The organism is Kordia antarctica (assembly GCF_009901525.1).
Lineage (GTDB): Bacteria > Bacteroidota > Bacteroidia > Flavobacteriales > Flavobacteriaceae > Kordia > Kordia antarctica.
In genome coordinates, this window is sequence record NZ_CP019288.1 from 2,568,664 (window position 1) to 2,588,717 (window position 20,054).

A 20,054-nucleotide genomic window follows, 5' to 3' on the forward strand; every position below is an offset into this window, starting at 1 on the left:
CTTTTGGGTGAGTTAAGGCTACTTTTCATAAACATCAAGAAGGATTTATTCTTACAATTTAATTATCTTTAGTGCCAAGAAATAAAAAATACACATTATCCATACAAAAAGTCAAGCTGAGTTTAGTCATTGAACAGATAGCTTGTAAACAATTATGTTACTTTTAATAAAAAATATTATATGTTAGTAAACTTACTATTTATTCAAGAAACACCAAAAGATCAAAAAGGCGAATTAGATGTAAATCCACAATCAATTATTGAAAAACTAGATACTTGGCTGGACGGTTTTATTAAAGCAATACCAAACATCCTTATTGGGATTATCATTTTTATTGCCATGCTTTATTTAGGACGTTGGTTAGGAAAAATGGTCAAACGTCTTTTAGCCAATCGAGGACGTCAAAATTTCGGAGATTTACTTGGTGCTTTTACTCGGTATATTGTTATTCTGTTCGGAATCGCAATTGCGTTAACCATTATGGCACCAAATTTAAGTCCGGCAGATTTAATTGCAAGTTTGGGAGTTTCTTCCGTAGCAATCGGTTTTGCATTTCAGGATATCCTACAAAACTGGTTGGCTGGAATTCTTATATTATTAAGACAACCTTTTGAACTTGGCGATCAAATTGTAGTGAATGGTTATGAAGGTACTGTGGAAAAAATTAAAACACGTGCAACCATTATTATTACGTACGACGGAAAACGAGTTGTAATTCCTAATAATACGGTGTATAATAATTCTGTGGTTGTAAATACTGCACATAAATTCATTCGCTCACAATATGATATCGGACTTGGCTATGATGAAAATTATTTGGAAGCGATGAAAATCTTAAAAGAAACTATTGAAAATGTGGAAGGAGTTACTTCAGAAAAACCAGTAGAAACTTTAGTGTGGGATCAGGCAGATAGTTGGTTAACAATACGAGTAAGATGGTGGACTAAAAGTGATCGCGCAAGCGTAGTGCAAGTTTGGTCGAGAGTGATTCTCAATACGCAACAGGCAATGAATGATGCAGGAATAGATCTTCCGTTTCCTACGCAAGTTGAGGTTCAGAATGCACACGATTTAAGTGAAGCAAGAGAAGATCTTGAACGAAAATTTAGTGCTGACAAAAAGGTGAAATCTAAAAAAGCTAAAGAAAATAAGAGCAAGGAAGAGAAGAACAAAGAAGATGAAATATAAACAATGAAAAAACTTATTTACCTAACGCTATTAATTCCTATTCTAGTTTTTGGACAATCTGAATCTGAAAAAATAATTGCTGATTTTCAAAAAATGAGTAGAGAAAAAGGTATTTATATCCAATCACCAAATGAGAAAGCAGAGCCAGTATTTCAGTTCTGTGAAAAATGGAGTACTAAAATTTCAACACTCAACGAACTAATTAGCGATAACGAGCTTGAATCTTTAAAAGCAAGTGATAATGGTACAATCAAATTCATTGGTCATTTAATAAGTGCCAAAAGAAATAATAATAAAGAATTTGTTTTAGAATTGTTAAATAGTGTGACAAATGAAAAGAAGATTTTTATGGCTTGGGGATGCAACAGCAATGAATCTTCGTATTCATTTCAAATGTATTTACTAAAAGTCTTAACCGTCAAGAACACCCTATTTGATCCAAGTTTTAATCTAACGAAAGATGAACTTACCATTCTAATGGAGAAAATAAAAAACAGCAAAAAAGAATAATTAATATTGAATTTTTAAAATATGAAAACTAGAACAATCCTAATTGCTTTCACACTATTAATAGGTTTATTTACGGCGTGTACTGATAAGAAAAAAACGGAAGACAAACCTAAGACAGAAATTAAATCCCAAGATACTACTGTCGACAAAGCTGAAAAAAGAAGACTCGATAGTATTCGTCAAGTAAAAGAACATGGACATGCACACTAATTAAACGAATATGAAATTAGTAAAAATACCAACTCCAATTATATTCATACTGTGCTTTCTTTTTTCTGCTTCCGCTTATGCACATGGAGTAGATGAAGAAACACAATCATTTTTAACCACCAATAAAGGTGTTGCTTTTGGACCTTTTCTGTACATAGGCGCCAAACATATGATTACAGGTTACGACCATTTACTTTTTTTGGTAGGCGTTATCTTTTTTTTATATCGAACCAAAGAAATCATTACGTATGTAACTTTTTTCACTATTGGTCACAGTATCACTTTGTTAGTTGGCGTGATGGCAGATATAAACGTAAATGCGTATCTAATTGATGCTATTATTGGCTTATCAATTGTTTATAAAGGTTTTGATAATTTAGGAGGATTCAAAAAAATATTCGGAAAACAACCCAATACCAAAGGAGCCGTTTTAATTTTTGGGTTATTTCATGGTTTCGGACTTGCAACGAAATTACAAGGATTTGAATTTGATAAAGAAGGACTTTTTACCAACTTACTAGGCTTTAACTTGGGCGTAGAAATCGGTCAATTTCTAGCATTAGGATTTGTGCTCTTACTACTTACATTTTGGCGACAATACACTAGTTATCTCAAATTCTCCAAACTCACAAACATACTTTTAATGGCAGCTGGTTTTTTGTTGTTTGGTTATCAACTAACAGGATATTTTATTTCTTAATACAACGCTATGACGACACATAATCAACCTAATTTAAGCAAAAGGCAATTAGTAAAATCACTACTCATTGCAGTGATAATTGGTGCAATTGTACTTGTAACTGCTGTTTTGCCAGCAGAATATGGTATAGATCCTTTGGGAACAGGCAAACTCTTTGGTTTTTCTAAATTATATCAAGGAACGAATGAAACAGCAACGAATGAAACTTCTTCTAGTTTAAATTTCGATAAAATTAAAATGGAAAAACTAGGTTCTTCACCAAGTACAGCGAAACCTATTGAAGCAAATAATCCTGCTCCAGATGCTCAATATTCTGAAAGAGAAGATGTCATAACAGTTATCGTACCAGCAGAAAAAGGAATTGAATATAAATTTAAAAGCCTCAAATACGGTAGTATAAAATACGAATGGACAACTGACAAAGGAATTGTTTATATAGATTTTCATGGAGAAGTAAAACAAGAAAACCCACCAAAAAATGTATTTTATGAGAGTTATACGCTTGCATATTCAAACAATATGGCAGGAACATTAACCGCTCCATTTGAAGGAAAACATGGTTGGTATTTTAGAAACGAAACCAAAGAGGACATTGTCGTGACGCTGAAGTTAAATGGACAGTATGAACTATTTGACTAAATTATTGCTTCTTGTTCAACTCGAAACGATACCAAGATAAAGAACTACCCGATTGTTACAACTATAACTAAACTATAAAATTAAAAAAATCGAAATGAAATACCTTTTAGTCTTAGTATCGTTTTTAGTTTTGTTAGCATGTAAAGAAAATGATAAAAAACCTAATCTTTCTGATTCAAAAATTGAAACAGATAAAATAAGTTGTGTGAATGAAATATTTAAAAGAGATAGCATTTTTGGAGAAATTAGAAATCATGCGTCTGAAAAAATCTCATTAAGTGAAACCATTACTATCTATACGAAAAACATAAAGTCTTTGGATTATTCTAACTGTCCAGAAGAATTCAAATCAGCATTTGATAAACATATTGAAGCTTGGCTAGATTTCAGAAAAGTATCCGACAAATATCCACTACTTCGCGGGGAATTACATGATATCTTTACCAAAATAGAAAAAAGTGAAGATTCCACAGAATTCAAATCACGTTTAGGACAGATTTTGGAAACATGGAAATTAGTTGATAAAAGTTCAAATCCATAAAAAGCGGATTTGATGTCTCACAAATCATTCACGAATGCATTCTAAGTTATAAATGAAAACTTCTCCAAGGATCACATCAATAGTAAAAGCGACTACTTTAGATACTACGAGTCTTGGTTTTCAAACTTTTAATCTATCAAAATTAAACTTAGAAACTGAACTTCATTTTCAATTACCAACGAACTTACGATTAGGGCATTTGGCAGAAAAAGTTGTTTCAGAACTCATTAAAGCATCTACCAATTACAAAGTACTTTATGAAAATATTCAGATACTTGACGATAAACAAACCATTGGCGAAATTGATTTTATTATTGAAGAATTAAAAACTAAACAGTTAATTCATCTGGAATTGGCTTATAAATTTTATCTATTTGATCCAACTATTTCTTCAATTCCAATGCACAATTGGATTGGTCCAAACAGAAATGATTCTTTAAAAGAAAAACTAGAAAAATTAAAAAGAAAACAATTTCCTTTACTCTATCATTCTTGTGCGAAATCTACATTTGAAACGATAAATATTGACGAAGTTTCTCAAGCGTTATGTTTATTAGTTTCATTATTTATTCCGTATAAATACAAAGGAAGTTTTAGTCCAACGTATGAAAAAGCCATCAAAGGATATTATTTGAATTTTGAATTATTTACCAAACTCGATAATTCTGAAAAAACCTATTATCTACCTTCAAAAAAAGCATGGGGAATTGAACCTTCTGAAAACAAACTTTGGACAGATTTTACGAATATCGAAAAACACATTCATACAAAGATTCAAGAAAAGCAAGCGCCATTATGTTGGCAAAAACATGGAGAATCTTATATAACTTTCTTTATTGTTTGGTGGTAAGTTGGTTTCTTTTACTAAAAATGAAATGCTTTATTGATATATATACTGAGCGCAGTCGAATATGAAGGAAATAGAAACAAATTATTAGGTGCATTTTAAGTGTTAATGAGTAGCTACTAATTTGTCTCTATTCTATAATCTAACAGCGTAGCGATCTTTTATCTTTAGTCAGTCAACAGTGATTGAAATGCTACAAATACCGCAAAAACTGAAACCATTTACGATTCTTCAAATACTCAAAGTCAGTTTCATTTCGGTATGCTTCTTTTTCAAAACTCAACGTACGATATGCTACATAAATATTACGGTAATAACAAAATCGAATGATCCATTCCAATATATATAATACATAAAATGGCAGCACCAATAACTCTGATTGTTGTCGCAAATGAATTTTTTCATGATGAATCAAAACAGCGTCACTTTTATCTTTCGCTTCACGCAGAAAAATAAAAGGATACAACGTCAATCCGCGAAAACCTCTTGGAACTAGATATTTTGACACAAAAACCATAGCAACAGTCATTCAAAATTTACGCCAATTTAAGTACCTTTGTAGAAATGAAGAAATTAATTCCCATTAAAGAAGGAGATTTTTATCTTTCGCCCGAAGGTTATAAAGTTTTCACAGAACAGTTTCACTTAAAAAGAGGTTATTGTTGTGAAAGCGGTTGCAGACATTGTCCGTACGGATTCAACAAGAAAAGAAAATAAAATTCATGGATCTTATTTTTATTAAATATAAAAGAACTACTGCGCATTTTCATCGTGTAGACATTCGCTATCCATAGCAACTATTCAAGAAATACACTTTTTAGCCTTCTGATTAACCACACAACCAATACTTAAAATGACAGTACAAGAACATATTTTACAAGGAATTCCGAACGAGTTGCCAACTGCAAAACCGTACGATCCAAACATAAATCACGCACCAAAGCGAAAAGAAATACTATCTCCTGTTGAGAAAAAACTAGCACTTCGAAACGCGTTGCGCTATTTTGATAAAAAACACCACGAAGTTTTATTACCCGAATTCAAGAACGAATTGGAAACGTATGGAAGAATCTATATGTATCGTTTTCGTCCCGATTATAAAATATATGCACGTCCAATAGACGAATATCCTGGACAAACGAATCAGGCAAAAGCAATTATGCTCATGATTCAGAACAATTTGGATTATGCCGTTGCGCAACATCCGCACGAACTCATTACGTACGGCGGAAATGGCGGCGTATTTCAAAACTGGGCACAATATCTTTTAGTAATGAAGTATTTGGCGGAGATGAACGAAGATCAAACCTTAGTCATGTATTCTGGTCATCCGCTTGGTTTATTTCCTTCGCACAAAGATGCGCCAAGAGTTGTAGTAACGAACGGAATGATGATTCCGAATTATTCAAAACCTGACGATTGGGAAAAATTCAATGCACTTGGCGTGACGCAATATGGACAAATGACTGCAGGAAGTTACATGTATATTGGTCCGCAAGGAATTGTACACGGAACGACAATTACGGTTTTAAATGGCGGACGAAAGATTTCTAAAAACGGTGAAGGTTTAGCTGGAAAGTTATTCCTAACTGCTGGTTTAGGTGGAATGAGTGGCGCACAACCGAAAGCAGGAAACATTGCAGGTTGTATTACTGTCTGCGCAGAAGTGAATCCGAAAGCGACAGAAACGCGTCATTCGCAAGGTTGGATTGATGAAGTTGTATACGATTTGGACAAATTGGTAAGCAGAGTCAATTCCGCGAAAGCGAACAAAGAAGTAGTTTCCATCGGATATCAAGGAAATATTGTAGACGTTTGGGAAAAATTTGATGAAGCAAATGTCTATGTCGATTTAGGAAGCGATCAAACTTCCCTACACAATCCGTGGGCTGGCGGTTATTATCCAGTTGGACTTTCGTATGAAGAATCTAATGAGATGATGGCAAATAATCCTGATCTTTTCAAAGAGAAAATACAAGAAACCTTACGCAAACATGCCGCAGCCGTAAATAAACACACCGAAAAAGGAACGTACTTTTTTGATTATGGAAATGCTTTCTTATTAGAAGCTTCTCGTGCTGGCGCGGATATTATGGCGGAAAACGGCATTGATTTTAAATATCCAAGTTATGTGCAAGACATTATGGGACCAATGTGTTTCGATTATGGTTTTGGACCATTCCGTTGGGTTTGTGCTTCGGGAAAACCAGAAGATTTAGCCAAAACAGATGCAATTGCATGTGAAGTATTGGAAGAAATTATGAAAGTTTCTCCTACCGAAATTCAACAGCAAATGGCGGATAATATTCAATGGATAAAAGGCGCACAAGAAAACAAATTAGTCGTTGGTTCGCAAGCGCGAATTTTATATGCAGATGCGGAAGGACGTATGAAAATTGCACAAGCGTTTAATGAAGCTATTGAACGTGGCGATATTGGCGCGGTAATATTAGGACGCGATCATCATGATGTTTCAGGAACAGATTCTCCATACCGAGAAACGTCTAACATTTATGACGGTTCACAATTTACAGCAGATATGGCGATACATAATGTCATTGGCGATAGCTTTAGAGGCGCAACTTGGGTTTCCATTCATAACGGTGGTGGCGTTGGTTGGGGCGAGGTTATAAATGGTGGCTTCGGCATGGTTCTTGATGGTTCTAAAGAAGCATCAAGGCGCTTACATTCCATGTTATTTTGGGATGTAAATAATGGAATAGCAAGACGAAGTTGGGCACGAAATGAAGAAGCTATTTTTGCAATAAAACGCGCTATGGAAGTGGAACCAAATTTAAAAGTGACGCTTCCCAATTTAGTTGATGATGCTTTATTAGACCAAGAATAGTACATTAACCCAAAAAAAGAATTGATATGAAAACAATTAAATTACTATTACCAGTAGTCGCGTTACTACTTATTACTTCGTGTGTTTCGGTCAGAGTAGTTTCTGACTACGACAAGGAAGCTAACTTTACTTCGTATAAAACATTTGCGTTTTATAAAACAGGAATTGACCTTGTAGAGATTTCAGATTTAGACAAGAAAAGAATTCTTCGCGCAATAGAGAAGGAAATGCTCGCAAAAGGTTTTGTGAAATCAGATAATCCTGATCTTTTAGTCAATATCCAAACCAAAGCAAACAAGCGTATCAACATCAATAACAATGCATACTTTGGATACGGTTGGGGATTTCGTCCTTGGTTTTGGGGCGGAGGAAATCAATTTAACTCTGTAAGTACAAGTACCGAAGGTGTTCTATATATTGACTTGATCGATACAAAACAAAAAGAATTGATTTGGCAAGGAAGAGGCGCAGGAAGCCTAAACGTCAATCGTAGCATGGAGAAAAAAGATGCTCGTGTTCAAGAGTTTGTTGCGGAGATTATGAAAGAATATCCACCAAAGAAAGACACAAAATAAGACAACATATTTATATAATTAAAAACCTCGGAAGTTAGCTTTCGAGGTTTTTTTGTGTGCATATTTCATTTTTTCATCGCTACTTTTACACAAAAGTAGCGGTGAAAAGGAAGTAAACCTCCGCTACTTTTATACTTTTCTTCCTTTACTAATGCACAAAAGTACCTTAGGTTTTGAAATAAATGTTTTGTGTTATTTATTTCTTCACTTTAGAATTGAGTGTCGCAACTTATAGTCGATAAAATAAATTATTCATTGCTTATTTTCTACATTACTTTTGTTTTTGATAAAGAATAAATGCTCACACAAACTTCTAAAAGCAGAAAAATGTAGAGATAGTAGTACAGAACTATTTAAAATTTCCTGCGATTATTTTGAATTTAGTTTGAATTCTATTAGTTTTAATGACAACTAAATTTGTAACGATATTATATTAGTTATAATAGAAATAACAGGAATTCCTGTTGTATAACATGTTAGCAAAAAATCTAAAAAAATGTCAATCTTTATAAGTTATTCACACAAAGATGAAAAGTTCGTAGATAAACTAGCCATAAAACTTGTCGATGACAGAATTCCCGTATTTGTAGATAGATGGGAAATAAATGTTGGTGATTCAATAACTAATAAAATTGAAAACGCAATTACCGATGCATCATATTTGATTATTGTTCTTTCTAAAAACTCCGTAGAATCCAATTGGTGTAAAAGAGAAATTACCTCTGGACTAATGCTTGAGCTAGAAAAGAAACGAGTTGTTTTACTTCCCGTTCTTATCGAAGAATGCAAAATACCTTTATTTCTAAGGGATAAGCATTATGCGGATTTTCGTCTAGATTTTGAAACTGGGTACGAAAAAATTAAACAATCTGTGGCAAGGCTAAAAAATGATGAATTGGGGAGAATTGAAATGGCTCCTAAAACTTTTTCTGATTTCGCTATTTCTTGGGGGATTCGTGGTGAATATTTTGAGATGTTGATTGACGTTGTTGAATTTTCAGTTGAAGAAGATAAACCCTTTACAATTTTAACTAGTATCGTATTTGTAGGGAATAAAAAGGCGACAGATAAATATAATCAGTACCTATCTGAAAAAAGAGACTGGTTAATGAAAAGCATGGTTCTGATGATATGTGTAGAAACTGAAAGTTTTGTCGAATCTAATGTATACATTTATGGAGATAAGCCATATGAAACAGTTCTAACTATTGCAGACCCCAAAATGGATATATCCTTTCAAGGTTTTGTAACAGTGAAAAGGTTAGGGCCATCGGATAAAAAGAATAAAATATATTACTTCGGGAACATATTTAAGAAACTTTGGGAAGATGAAAGGCGCTCTGTAAATTAATCGGGGATCTCCCAACAACAGTTACTATTGTGTAAACCAAAAAAAAAACTAAACCACACAATAATCTATACTCAACAAAGTTGTACACAAACTGAAAAAAAACCTTGTGAAGATAACAGCAATTCTATACCAAGCTAAGCTTCCGCCAATTAAAAATGGGGTTCAAAAACCAATGAAACCCGGTGGATATTCTGATAGCGGCGCAGACATTGCATGCGAATTAAAAAAAAATGGTATCGCAATAGTTACACCAGTCAACAATCCGGATATTAAAAATGATTTAGATTGGGTATTTCCAGACACAAAAAAAGGAATTCAAAACGCATTGGACAAAGGCGCGAACACACTTTGGTTAAATACAGTTTTATACAAAAACCACAAAATAGAAAGCTTCTTTGAGCGAAATATTCAATTTGTCGGACAAATACCAAGTCAAGTAGATATTTACGATGATAAATATTTTACGAATGAACTTTTAAGGAAAAACAAAATTCCTATTCCTAAAACCAAATTGATTTCAATCGAAAATTTGACCAATTATTCATTAGATATTGATTTTCCAATAGTGGTTAAACCATTAAGAGGACGAGGCAGTCAAGGCGTTTCGTTGGAAAAAAATCGAAAAGAATTAGACGACCAACTAAATGAAATATTCTTGAACGCAGCATACGGGAATATGGTATATGTTGAGCAATTTTTAAGCGGTCAAGAAATAACAGTTACGGTAATGCCGTCTGGCAATTATCTGATTGACAATCAGGAAATAACTTATAAAAAACCTTGGAGTCTTCCTGCTGTAAAACGATTTAACCATAAAGATGGAATCGCACCTTATAGTGGCATTGTAGCTGTAATGAAAAATAGTTCGGTACTCGGAAATGAAGAACTAAATTCAAAAAAAATCATTGAAGTTTACGCTCAATGTGAAAAAGCAGGCGAACTACTAAATATCAAAGCACCTATACGAATAGATTGTCGTGCAGACGAAAATGGAAATTATTTTTTGTTCGATTTGAATATGAAACCAAATATGACTGGACCATCAAGATCACATAGGCAAAATCAAGATAGCTTGACCTTATTGGCTTCGAGAAAAATTGGCTGGAATTATATATATCTATTGAAAAACATACTTAAACAGGCGTGGAAACCCAGTTGCCAATAGCGTGTATAACCATTGTTTACTTTGTATGTACTCGGGAAATATTGCGGATTTCTCGCTAGTTCATTTTCTTTCACTAACTTAGTTCCAGCCAACGCAACAAGCCACATATAAACATATTAGCAATGATTCAGCCGTTTTTAAATCCTAATTTGAAATGAAAAAAAATCCTTCTGACACTTATAATTCTCATTTAGACAAACTCCAATTCGCGGTTTACCAGCAAAAATTTAAAACGTGGCAGTATGCTACTGAAGGAAGTCAACATACGCACAGCACGATCTACGCCAATCTTCGGTTTTATAAAGATGGAACAGTTATCGGTGTTCGTTCTTCTGGGATTCCAAAAGTTGATGTATTGGATTCTTTTACACAGAAAGGCAAGTGGAGTTTATTAAATAACAAACTTCAATTTACGCTCAAAAACACCTCACAAATAGATGATGCTATAGTAATTTATATACCAGAAGAAGACAGAAGGGAAATGATATATGATGAAGAAATAGCCAAGGATACTAGCCTTCTAAAAGCGGGAGACTATGAGGGTGAAATTCGTGGAGATACAATTTTAGTTGGAGATTTTATTTTTTCAAAATTAGCGACTTCAACACTTATTATTACAGCAAGTAATGACACGTGTGAGCAACTTGAAGCTAAGATAAAAAATCATCATTATGTGATCGATACTTTTCAAGATACAGGGAATTGGTATACAAATGGAGAAACTGGTCCAGAATGGTTTACGGTGCATGTAAGCACCAATACTGAACGAACAAAAGAAATAGAAGAACTTGTGAATCAAATAATGACAGAAATGGGTAAATCTTCAAGTAATCTACACTGGACATGATTTTTAGTCTAAACCAAGGATAATCGCGCAAACGGTACAACATTTGAAAAAATAATGACAAAAAAAAGCAGACTAATTAGCCTGCTTTCTGATGCCAAATGAATGGCTTTCTTAATTATTTAATGTCGTATGAACGATATTAGAATTGATATCTAAGACCTAATGCAATATCTAAATCTAAACCATCATTATCATAATCTTTATCTCCAAAACCAAATTCTGGTCTAAAATCTAATGAAATTAATAACGGAATTTTAAAATTGTATTCAATTCCTATATCACCAGCGGCAAATATAAAAGTATCTTTAAAATCATTACCATTATTAATATTATTACGGTCATTAAAATTATATGATCCAACTCCACCTCCAACACCAAGATACCAATTAAAACGGTTTTCTATCGGCATAACCCATTGGTATAAACCCGCAAGTTTATATCCGTCATGGTTGCTACCACTTCTCCATCCTAAATCTAATTCTAATCTATTATCAGTGCTTAAACGTGCCTGATAAGATATTTCACCTCCAAAACCATTATTGCCTCCGAGTCTTATCCCTAAAGCATTTTTCGAAATTTCTTGAGCGTTCATTGTAAACGCTACTAATATTAGTATTACAGTTGAAATTATTATTTTTTTCATGTTCTTAATTATTTATAATCATTTTATTGTTATTAAATTCCTTTACCACGTATCAGTCTCAATAATATAGCTATAACAGCCAAGACTAGTAATATGTGTATCAATCTACGTTCGCTGTAAACAAAAAACCCTAATAACCAACCGATTACAAGTATTACCGCGATGATGTATACTAAATTTTTCATTCCTTTATTTTTTTACATCTTATGATTCAGTTTCTCTTTGAAATTGAACCGCTCTTTATAATTGTGATGAAAACTTACATCTCAATGATAAACTTTTCTAGCATATGTTCAGTCTTAAAAAAAAGCAGACGTACGTACGAGTCTGCTTTCTGATGCCAAATGAATTATTTCATTGGGACTTTAACTAACTGATTAATAGCCATACAAATATGATTACGTATCAATCATATATAGTTATATAGTTGTGCAATAATATTACATATATCACTGATTTTTTACTCAACTAAACACACGATAAATAGGTTATAAATTCTCTAGATTGCTCTTTCTTTTTTCGCTAATCTTTTTGTAAAATGAAGGCGTTTGCCCTGTTACTTTTTTAAATTGATTGGATAGATGCGCTACGCTGCTATAATGCAGTCTATAGGCTATTTCGGTAAGATTTAATTCATCATAGAGTATGAGCTCTTTGGCTTTTTCTATTTTATGCTTTATGATGAAATGTTGTATGGTAATACCATTGACTTCGGAAAATATATTTGACAAGTATGTGTAATCATAATCTAATTTTTTACTAATAAAATCTGAAAAGTTTACTCTTGGTACTTCATCAGAATAGTGTATCATTTCTATAACTATGGTTTTTATCTTATCGATAAGAATACTTTTTTTATCATCTAATAATTCCAAACCAGACACCGCTAAATTTAATTTCAGTTTTTCCTTTACCTCATCAGTAATGTTCTCATTAATTTCAATCATACCAAGTTGAATGCTTGTATATTGTAATCCTAGCTTTTCTATTTCCAGTTTTACCATGAGTTTACATCGTAAGCTTACCATGTATTTGATATATAATTTCATTGTTGAATCTGACTTTCTGTAATGTACCTTTAAATCTACCATTACAATGAGATTCCGTTGAAAATGTGGCTTACATAAAAATATAACCGTTGTACCAATCCATAAAAATCAACAAAATCAATTTACAGAAAGGACTTTTTCAGGTTTTTAGAAGATGGAAATTGCCGAAATATTAGATGTCGTTTGTGCCTTTCAACTGCGCTCAAGATAAACTTAAGCAGGAATCAATTAAAATACTAATCTATGGATTCCCACTTTCGTGGGAATGACTACTTAAATATACACACAAACTTAGTAGTTCATCAACTCCGCAATCTTTGCTTTTACTTTTTCTGTAGATGGAATCATCGTTTGCTCCAATATACTATTTAGTGGAATTGCTGGCATATTTTCTGAACCAATAATCATGACGGGCGCATCTAAATATTTGAAACATTTCTCCTGTATCATTCCGCACAAAGCACGTGCAAACGAATTATTTACAGGTTCTTCGGTGACAACTAAACACTTTCCTGTTTTCTTTACAGATGTAATAATCGCTTCTTCGTCTAGCGGAAATAACGTTCGTAAATCAATGATTTCAATGTTTTCACGTTGTCCTTCCGAAGCATTCATTGCCCAATGCGTTCCCATTCCGTAGGTAATCATCGTCATGGTTTCTTTCTCGTCTTGCTTCCAAATTTCCTGCAATACATTTGCTTTTCCAAAAGGCAACACATAATCTTCTGAAGGTTCTACCGAAGTTGCACCTTTTGTTCCTGGCACTTTTGACCAATACAATCCTTTATGTTCTAAAATCACCACAGGATTTGGATCTAAATATGCCGCTTTCATCAAGCCTTTTAAATCGGCTCCATTACTTGGATATGCAATTTTAATTCCTCTAATATTTGTCAACACAGATTCTACTGAAGATGAATGATATGGTCCGCCACTTCCATACGCGCCAATTGGTACACGTAAAATCATGGAAACTGGCCATTTTCCGTTGGATAAGTAACACGAGCGACTCACCTCCGTAAATAACTGATTGAGTCCAGGCCAAATGTAATCGGCAAACTGAACTTCCACAATTGGCTTCAATCCAACGGCACTCATTCCTACGGTAGAACCAACAATAAAGGCTTCTTGAATTGGTGTGTTGAAAACTCTATCATCGCCAAATTTCTGCGCCAATGTTGCTGCTTCACGGAAAACACCTCCTAAACGTCCACCAACATCTTGTCCGTATAACAAGCATTCTTTGTCTTTGCGCATGATTTCTTCTACGGCAAACAAAGCACAATCTACCATGACGACTTTATCTTCACGTTCAGGACTTCTTTCTCCTTGCTCGGAAGTAATTGGTGTTGGTGCAAAATCGTGTGTAAATAAATCTGCTGGTGTTGGATCTTCTGCTTTTAAAGCTTCTTCAAAATCTGCTTTCACTTGCGTGATTGCGTCCTTTTCTATTGTTGAAATAGCTTCCGCTGAAAAACCATTGTCTACTAATTGCTGTTTGATAACTGGATACGGATCACGCGAACGTGCTTCTTCCAAATCGTCCCGATACCATTCCATGCGCACACCAGAAGTATGATGATTGAGCAACGGAACTTTTGCATGAACCAATATCGGACGCCGTTCTTCTCGAATGGTTTTGATTACTTTCTCAAGTGTTTCATAACTTTCAATAAAGTTTGCGCCATCAATAGAAATTGCGTCGAGTCCTTTGAATCCTTCTGCATATTCTGCGGCATTTTGCGCTCTGGTTTCTGCGGCATTCGCCGAAATATCCCAACCGTTATCTTGTACTAAATATAATATTGGCAATTGCTTTAAAGCCGCCATTTGAAACGCTTCTGCAATTTCTCCTTCCGTAACTGAAGCGTCACCTAATGAACAAACCGTGATTGGTTTTAAATCGCGTGTTTCGTCAAATGGAGAATTTTTTGCAGCCTGGTCTTCAATGCCTTGAACTTCTTTATATTTCATTCCCATTGCCGCACCAGTTGCAGGAATAGTTTGCATTCCTGTTGCTGACGATTGATGTGGGATTTTTGGTTTATCTGCCTCTTTTAAACTAGGATGACAATAATACGTTCGTCCACCAGAAAAAGGATCGTCTTTTTTAGCGAGTAATTGCAACATTAAATCATACGGACGCATTCCGATAGAAAGTAACATGGCGTCATCACGGTAATACGGAAAAGCATAATCTTGTGGCACTAATTGCATTCCTAATGCACATTGAATAGCTTCATGTCCGCGCGAAGTTGCATGCACATATTTGGAAACTTGCTTAAAATTATCTTCGTATAAAGTTGTCATCGCTTTGGCAGTGCAGAGCAATGAGAATCCTTTTTGTAGTGTTTCTTTTTTCATAAGATTGATCTTCCTATTTGTAGACTTCGTGTGCCTCAGTCTACTACATTTTTACTTCAAAAGCAGATTGAGGTTCTCAAAATCTACATTTTTTACTTCTTTAACACATTCTGTAAAGTCAAAACATGGTTTTTATGTGTTGCAAGTAGACTGAGGTTCTCGAAGTCTACTTTCCGCGTTAGGGATTGAGGCTTTGTTGGAGCTCCTCGTAGAGAGCGACTGCCGAAAGCCCGACCTTTAGGTAACGCCCAAATGTATATCCCTAAATAGTATTGACCGTTTCAACTTTTCACTCACAACTTTTAACTTTTCACTCTTAACTTTTCACTTTCAACTTTTCACTTTTCACTTTTCACTTTTCACTTTTCACTTTTCACTCACAACTCATAACTCATAACTCAAACTACCCATTCACAGCAACCATCCAGTTATGTTTGTCTTCTAATTTCCCAGAGCGAAGTCCGTTGATTGTATCCATAACTAGTTGTCCAACAGGACTTTCGTCAGATACGTGAATTTCGGTTTCGTCGTGTCCAATAGCTTGAATCATCGCAATTCCAACTGCAGTTCCTGTTCCAAATGCTTCTTCTAAACTTCCGTTTGCAGCAGCTTCTTTGACTTCACTTAGCGTGATAGGTCGCTGTTCTACTACATATTTATTATCTTCTAAAATGTCGATCACACTTTTGCGTGTGATTCCGTCTAAAATGGCACCATCTAAACTTGGCGTGATGAATTTGCCGTTGATTTTGAAGAAGATATTCATGGTTCCAACTTCCTGAATGTAGTTGAATTCATGCGCATCTAACCACAATACTTGATCGTATCCTTTTGATTTTGCGATTTCCGTTGGACGAATTGCCGCTGCGTAGTTTCCTGCCGCTTTTGCTTCTCCAGTTCCGCCTTGAGCTGCTCTGATATATTTAGTTTCCGCGTATAGTTTGATGCGTTTTGTAAAGAATGGCCCTGCTGGCGATGCTATGATTATGAAGTGATAACTTGTTGCCGCGCGCATTCCGATAAATGGTTCGGTTGCGTACATAAACGGACGCAAATACAACGCACTTCCTTCTTGTGGCGGAATCCAACCGCGTTCCATGTTTACAATTTTTTTGAGTGCTGCAACGAATAAATCTTCTGGAAATTCAGGCATTCCCATGCGTCTTGCGCTGAAATTTAATCGTTTTGCATTTTCTTCTGGACGAAATAATAACGGTTCGCCTGCTGCATTTACCGTTGCTTTCATTCCTTCAAAAATGGCTTGCCCGTAATGCAACGCCATTGCTGCTGGATGCGTTGGAATCATTGCCAACGGTTGAATTTTTGGCTGTTGCCATTTTCCATCTTCATACGAACAAATAAACATGTGATCGGTAAAGGTGGTTCCTAATGGAATATTCTCAAAGTCTAATTGTGAGGCTCTGGATTCGGTGGTTTTTGTGACGTGTATGTTTTGTGACATTGTTTCGTTGTTTGTTGCTGGTTGCTGGTTGCTGGTTGTTGGTTGTTGGTTGTTGGTTGTTGGATTATAGTCGCTTTGCTCCTTTATTGTTGATTTGTTTATTCGTTAATTCGTTTTTCACTTCTCACTTTTAACTTTTAACTTCTTCTACTTTTGTTAATTTGGCTGTTGACAACGTAAACTTTTAAACTTATAAACACTTTTTACTTGTCTATTATTTGTTGATTTGTCTATTCGTTTTTCACTTCTCACTTTTAACTTTTAACTTTTAACTTTTAACTTCTAGTTTAGATTTTCCTTTTCGGATCAAATGCTTCTAAGTAATCACCAACTTTTCGCAAGAATGATCCGCCGAGATATCCGTCAACAACTCTGTGGTCAAAGGATAATGAAAGATACATCATACTTCGAATAGCGATTTCGTCTCCGTTTTCTGTCGTGATGACTTCAGGACGCTTTTTGATGATTCCTAATGCTAAAATTGCAACTTCTGGTTGATTGATAATTGGTGTTCCCATGAGACTTCCAAAGGTTCCAACATTCGAAATAGTGAAGGTGCTTCCTTGAATTTCTTCGGGTTTGAGTTTGTTTTCGCGAGAAGCGTTTGCTAAGTGATTTACCTCAGCAGCCAATCCTTTTAGGTTTTTTTCGTCTGCATTTCTCACCACAGGAACGATTAAGTTTCCACTTGGTAATGCCGTTGCCATTCCGATATTGATGTCTTTACGTTCAATGACTTTTTTGCCATCTTCCGAAACCGAAGCGTTGATTCCTGGAAAGTCTATGACTGCTTTTGCGACAGCTTCTACGAATAATGGTGTGAACGTTAATCGTTCGTTATATTTTTCTTGGAACGGAATTTTGCTAGTATTTCGCCAGTTTACCATATTGGTAACATCTATTTCAATGTACGCGGTAACGTGTGGCGATGTGTGTTTGGAATACACCATGTGATCCGCGATCATTTTTCGCATGCGATCCATTTCCACGACAGTGTCATGACCTTCTACATATTTGATTGGCGGCGGATTGTAACTACTTTTGGCAACTTTTGGCTGCGCTTGTGGACGACTTGCCAACGGATATTGTCTATTTTTCAAATAATTGAATACATCACTTTTACGAATCCGACCTTCTGCGCCAGTTCCAGAAATGCTTTGCACTTCCTCAATAGTCATGTTTTCCTTTTTGGCAATACTGACAATTAACGGAGATAAAAATGCATCAGGGTTTGAAGAATATTGAATATCCAATTTTGAATGATGAACCGTTGAAGTTTTTGCTTTTGGTTCTCGAAGAGTTTCTTTTTTTACTTCATCATTCGCTGTTTCTTGTTCAATATTCGCTGTTTCAGAAGCATCAATAAGCGCAATTATTTCTCCAACAGGAACGATATCATTTGGTTGAAAACGAATTTCGGTAATCACACCTGTACATGGCGATGGAACTTCAGAATCAACTTTATCTGTCGCTACTTCTAAAATGGTTTCGTCAATTTCAATCGTATCTCCAACATTTTTCAACCAACTTATAATAGTGGCTTCCGAGATACTTTCTCCCATTTTGGGCATTTTTACTGATATGATAGGCATGAGCGAGTATGTGTTTTACTTTTCAAGATAAAGAACTAAAATACTGTTTTTTGTCTTTACAAAAGCGAATACACTACAATAGGTTTTCATTAATAGTGTTTTATTCTTTATATTTGATTTTTTATTGCGTTTTTTTCTTTTACAAACTACTTAACACAGTTTTTATATAATTTTTATCCGAATAGTTATGAGATTAGATCAAATCGATTTGAAGATTTTAAAGTTGCTACAAACCAATAGTAATCGTACAACCAAGAGTTTGGCGGAAGAACTTCAAATGTCTACAACGCCAGTTTTTGAGCGAATTAAAAAACTTGAAAAAGAAGGTTATATTGATAATTATGTTGCGTTGTTGAATGCGAAGAAGTTAGGCTTGAAACAAACTGTTTTTATCGGACTTACGTTACAAGGTCATACGCGCAGTTATTTGGAGAAGTTTGTGAAACAGATTAATGAGTTTCCAGAAGTGGTAGAATGTCATCGTATTGCTGGAAATTTTGATTATTTGCTAAAGTTAGTAGTCGAAGACGTCGAAGCCTACGAGAAGTTTATCATTACAAAGTTGACACTATTACCATATTTGGGAAGTGTGCAGAGTTATGTCGCGTTATCCAAAGGGAAACAAACGCATGAATTGAATTTGGAAGGTTTGTAGGGTTTTTTGGTTGTGTGTTGTTTGTTGCTTGTTGTTTGTTGCTTGTTGCTTGTTGCTTGTTGCTTGTTGCTTGTTGCTTGTTGCTTGTTGCTTGTTGCTTGTTGCTTGTTGCTTGTTGCTTGTTGCTTGTTGCTTGTTGCTTGTTGCTTGTTGCTTGTTGCTAAAAAACAATTTTTAATGCAAAATTCAATATTTATTTATAATTTCTTTTCACTTTTCACTTTTCACTTTTCACTTTTCACTTTTCACTCATCACTTTTCACTCATCACTTTTCACTTTTTGTTGTTCTCGAATGCGCTCGAACTGACAGAAATCAAGTTTTGTATTTTAGTTTTATTAGAATAAGTAGTATTTTTAAGTTATGATAGATTTTAAACTCGATTTTTTAGATCATGTGGCAATTAACGTGAAAGATATGAATGCTTCGGTTGCTTGGTATGAAAAAGTACTAGGTTTGAAACGTTATCAATCGCCAAAATGGGGCGAGTTTCCTATTTTTATGCTGTCTGGTAAAACTGGAATTGCGTTGTTTCCGGCAAACTCAAATGATCCAAAATTAGATTTGGCTTCTAATAATGTGAAAATTGATCACTTTGCGTTTCAAGTCAGTCAGGAATCATTCGCGAAAGCGAAACAACATTACCAAGATTTAGGATTAACATTTACAGTGAAAGATCATCATTATTTTCATTCGATTTATACAGAAGATTTAGATGGACATGTAGTAGAATTGACTACTTTGGTTGTGGATGAAGATGCCTTTTATAAGCAAAAGATATAGTTGATATTAAAAGTCATTTGATACATAATCAACAGATTACGGAAACCCGTAAGTTTTAATCTATTTATCATTCTATTTTTGGGTAA

The 20,054-nt window shown here is 34.6% G+C and carries 22 protein-coding genes; 15 read left to right on the forward strand and 7 right to left on the reverse strand.

The window, feature by feature from the left end; all coding sequences use genetic code 11:
- The first annotated feature begins 180 nt into the window (after window positions 1-180).
- The 7 genes from IMCC3317_RS10455 (at window position 181) to IMCC3317_RS10485 (ending at window position 4,638) form a co-directional block, all read left to right on the forward strand.
- The gene (locus IMCC3317_RS10455) at window positions 181-1,188 is read left to right on the forward strand and encodes a mechanosensitive ion channel family protein (RefSeq protein WP_160129447.1); all 1,008 of its coding nucleotides are present in this window, start codon (window positions 181-183) and stop codon (window positions 1,186-1,188) included.
- 3 nt (window positions 1,189-1,191) lie between these two features.
- Complete coding sequence (locus IMCC3317_RS10460; RefSeq protein ID WP_160129448.1) at window positions 1,192-1,698, forward strand: hypothetical protein; 507 nt, start codon at window positions 1,192-1,194, stop codon at window positions 1,696-1,698.
- 21 nt (window positions 1,699-1,719) lie between these two features.
- Window positions 1,720-1,908, forward strand: a complete 189-nt coding sequence (locus tag IMCC3317_RS10465; protein ID WP_160129449.1) for a hypothetical protein — start codon at window positions 1,720-1,722, stop codon at window positions 1,906-1,908.
- 10 nt (window positions 1,909-1,918) lie between these two features.
- A complete protein-coding gene (locus IMCC3317_RS10470; protein ID WP_160129450.1) occupies window positions 1,919-2,608 on the forward strand; it encodes a HupE/UreJ family protein in 690 nt (229 codons plus the stop codon).
- A 9-nt stretch (window positions 2,609-2,617) separates the two neighbouring features.
- On the forward strand, window positions 2,618-3,247 hold the full coding sequence (locus IMCC3317_RS10475) for a hypothetical protein (protein ID WP_160129451.1): 630 nt from the start codon (window positions 2,618-2,620) through the stop codon (window positions 3,245-3,247).
- A 94-nt stretch (window positions 3,248-3,341) separates the two neighbouring features.
- Complete coding sequence (locus tag IMCC3317_RS10480) at window positions 3,342-3,788, forward strand: hypothetical protein (protein WP_160129452.1); 447 nt, start codon at window positions 3,342-3,344, stop codon at window positions 3,786-3,788.
- Between the two features lie 52 nt (window positions 3,789-3,840).
- On the forward strand, window positions 3,841-4,638 hold the full coding sequence (locus IMCC3317_RS10485) for a DUF1853 family protein (RefSeq protein WP_160129453.1): 798 nt from the start codon (window positions 3,841-3,843) through the stop codon (window positions 4,636-4,638).
- A gap of 190 nt (window positions 4,639-4,828) precedes the next feature.
- Here IMCC3317_RS10485 and IMCC3317_RS10490 read toward each other — a convergent pair whose 3' ends face one another.
- Window positions 4,829-5,164, reverse strand: a complete 336-nt coding sequence (locus IMCC3317_RS10490; protein WP_160129454.1) for a hypothetical protein — start codon at window positions 5,162-5,164, stop codon at window positions 4,829-4,831.
- A gap of 35 nt (window positions 5,165-5,199) precedes the next feature.
- Between IMCC3317_RS10490 and IMCC3317_RS10495 the strand changes: the two genes are divergently transcribed.
- The 6 genes from IMCC3317_RS10495 (at window position 5,200) to IMCC3317_RS10520 (ending at window position 11,421) form a co-directional block, all read left to right on the forward strand.
- A complete protein-coding gene (locus IMCC3317_RS10495; protein ID WP_160129455.1) occupies window positions 5,200-5,352 on the forward strand; it encodes a DUF5522 domain-containing protein in 153 nt (50 codons plus the stop codon).
- A gap of 136 nt (window positions 5,353-5,488) precedes the next feature.
- Entirely contained in the window at window positions 5,489-7,483 is a 1,995-nt protein-coding gene (locus IMCC3317_RS10500) for a urocanate hydratase (RefSeq protein ID WP_160129456.1), read from the forward strand.
- A 26-nt stretch (window positions 7,484-7,509) separates the two neighbouring features.
- Window positions 7,510-8,058 carry a DUF4136 domain-containing protein gene (locus tag IMCC3317_RS10505; protein WP_160129457.1) on the forward strand — a complete coding sequence of 183 codons (549 nt, stop codon included), beginning with the start codon at window positions 7,510-7,512 and terminating at the stop codon, window positions 8,056-8,058.
- Between the two features lie 496 nt (window positions 8,059-8,554).
- The gene (locus tag IMCC3317_RS10510; protein ID WP_160129458.1) at window positions 8,555-9,409 is read left to right on the forward strand and encodes a toll/interleukin-1 receptor domain-containing protein; all 855 of its coding nucleotides are present in this window, start codon (window positions 8,555-8,557) and stop codon (window positions 9,407-9,409) included.
- 106 nt (window positions 9,410-9,515) lie between these two features.
- Window positions 9,516-10,574, forward strand: a complete 1,059-nt coding sequence (locus tag IMCC3317_RS10515; protein WP_228055038.1) for an ATP-grasp domain-containing protein — start codon at window positions 9,516-9,518, stop codon at window positions 10,572-10,574.
- Between the two features lie 154 nt (window positions 10,575-10,728).
- Window positions 10,729-11,421: a hypothetical protein gene (locus IMCC3317_RS10520; protein ID WP_160129459.1), complete on the forward strand. Its 693-nt coding sequence runs from the start codon at window positions 10,729-10,731 to the stop codon at window positions 11,419-11,421.
- 139 nt (window positions 11,422-11,560) lie between these two features.
- On the opposite strand, the gene IMCC3317_RS10525 is transcribed toward IMCC3317_RS10520, so the two are convergent.
- The 6 genes from IMCC3317_RS10525 to IMCC3317_RS10550 all read right to left on the reverse strand — a co-directional run bounded on the left by IMCC3317_RS10525 (window position 11,561) and on the right by IMCC3317_RS10550 (window position 18,531).
- Window positions 11,561-12,064 carry a hypothetical protein gene (locus IMCC3317_RS10525; RefSeq protein WP_160129460.1) on the reverse strand — a complete coding sequence of 168 codons (504 nt, stop codon included), beginning with the start codon at window positions 12,062-12,064 and terminating at the stop codon, window positions 11,561-11,563.
- Window positions 12,065-12,096: 32 nt separating this feature from the next.
- Window positions 12,097-12,249 carry a lmo0937 family membrane protein gene (locus tag IMCC3317_RS10530; RefSeq protein ID WP_160129461.1) on the reverse strand — a complete coding sequence of 51 codons (153 nt, stop codon included), beginning with the start codon at window positions 12,247-12,249 and terminating at the stop codon, window positions 12,097-12,099.
- A gap of 303 nt (window positions 12,250-12,552) precedes the next feature.
- Entirely contained in the window at window positions 12,553-13,113 is a 561-nt protein-coding gene (locus tag IMCC3317_RS10535) for a helix-turn-helix domain-containing protein (RefSeq protein WP_160129462.1), read from the reverse strand.
- 291 nt (window positions 13,114-13,404) lie between these two features.
- Entirely contained in the window at window positions 13,405-15,477 is a 2,073-nt protein-coding gene (locus IMCC3317_RS10540) for an alpha-ketoacid dehydrogenase subunit alpha/beta (RefSeq protein ID WP_160129463.1), read from the reverse strand.
- A gap of 403 nt (window positions 15,478-15,880) precedes the next feature.
- Complete coding sequence (locus tag IMCC3317_RS10545; protein ID WP_160129464.1) at window positions 15,881-16,939, reverse strand: branched-chain amino acid aminotransferase; 1,059 nt, start codon at window positions 16,937-16,939, stop codon at window positions 15,881-15,883.
- 287 nt (window positions 16,940-17,226) lie between these two features.
- Window positions 17,227-18,531: a dihydrolipoamide acetyltransferase family protein gene (locus IMCC3317_RS10550; RefSeq protein ID WP_160129465.1), complete on the reverse strand. Its 1,305-nt coding sequence runs from the start codon at window positions 18,529-18,531 to the stop codon at window positions 17,227-17,229.
- Window positions 18,532-18,718: 187 nt separating this feature from the next.
- Here IMCC3317_RS10550 and IMCC3317_RS10555 point away from each other — a divergent pair, with 187 nt between their 5' ends.
- Window positions 18,719-19,186, forward strand: a complete 468-nt coding sequence (locus IMCC3317_RS10555) for an Lrp/AsnC family transcriptional regulator (protein ID WP_160129466.1) — start codon at window positions 18,719-18,721, stop codon at window positions 19,184-19,186.
- Between the two features lie 362 nt (window positions 19,187-19,548).
- Window positions 19,549-19,968 (forward strand): VOC family protein, encoded by a 420-nt coding sequence (locus tag IMCC3317_RS10560; RefSeq protein ID WP_160129467.1) that lies wholly within the window; start codon window positions 19,549-19,551, stop codon window positions 19,966-19,968.
- The last annotated feature ends 86 nt before the right edge of the window (window positions 19,969-20,054 follow it).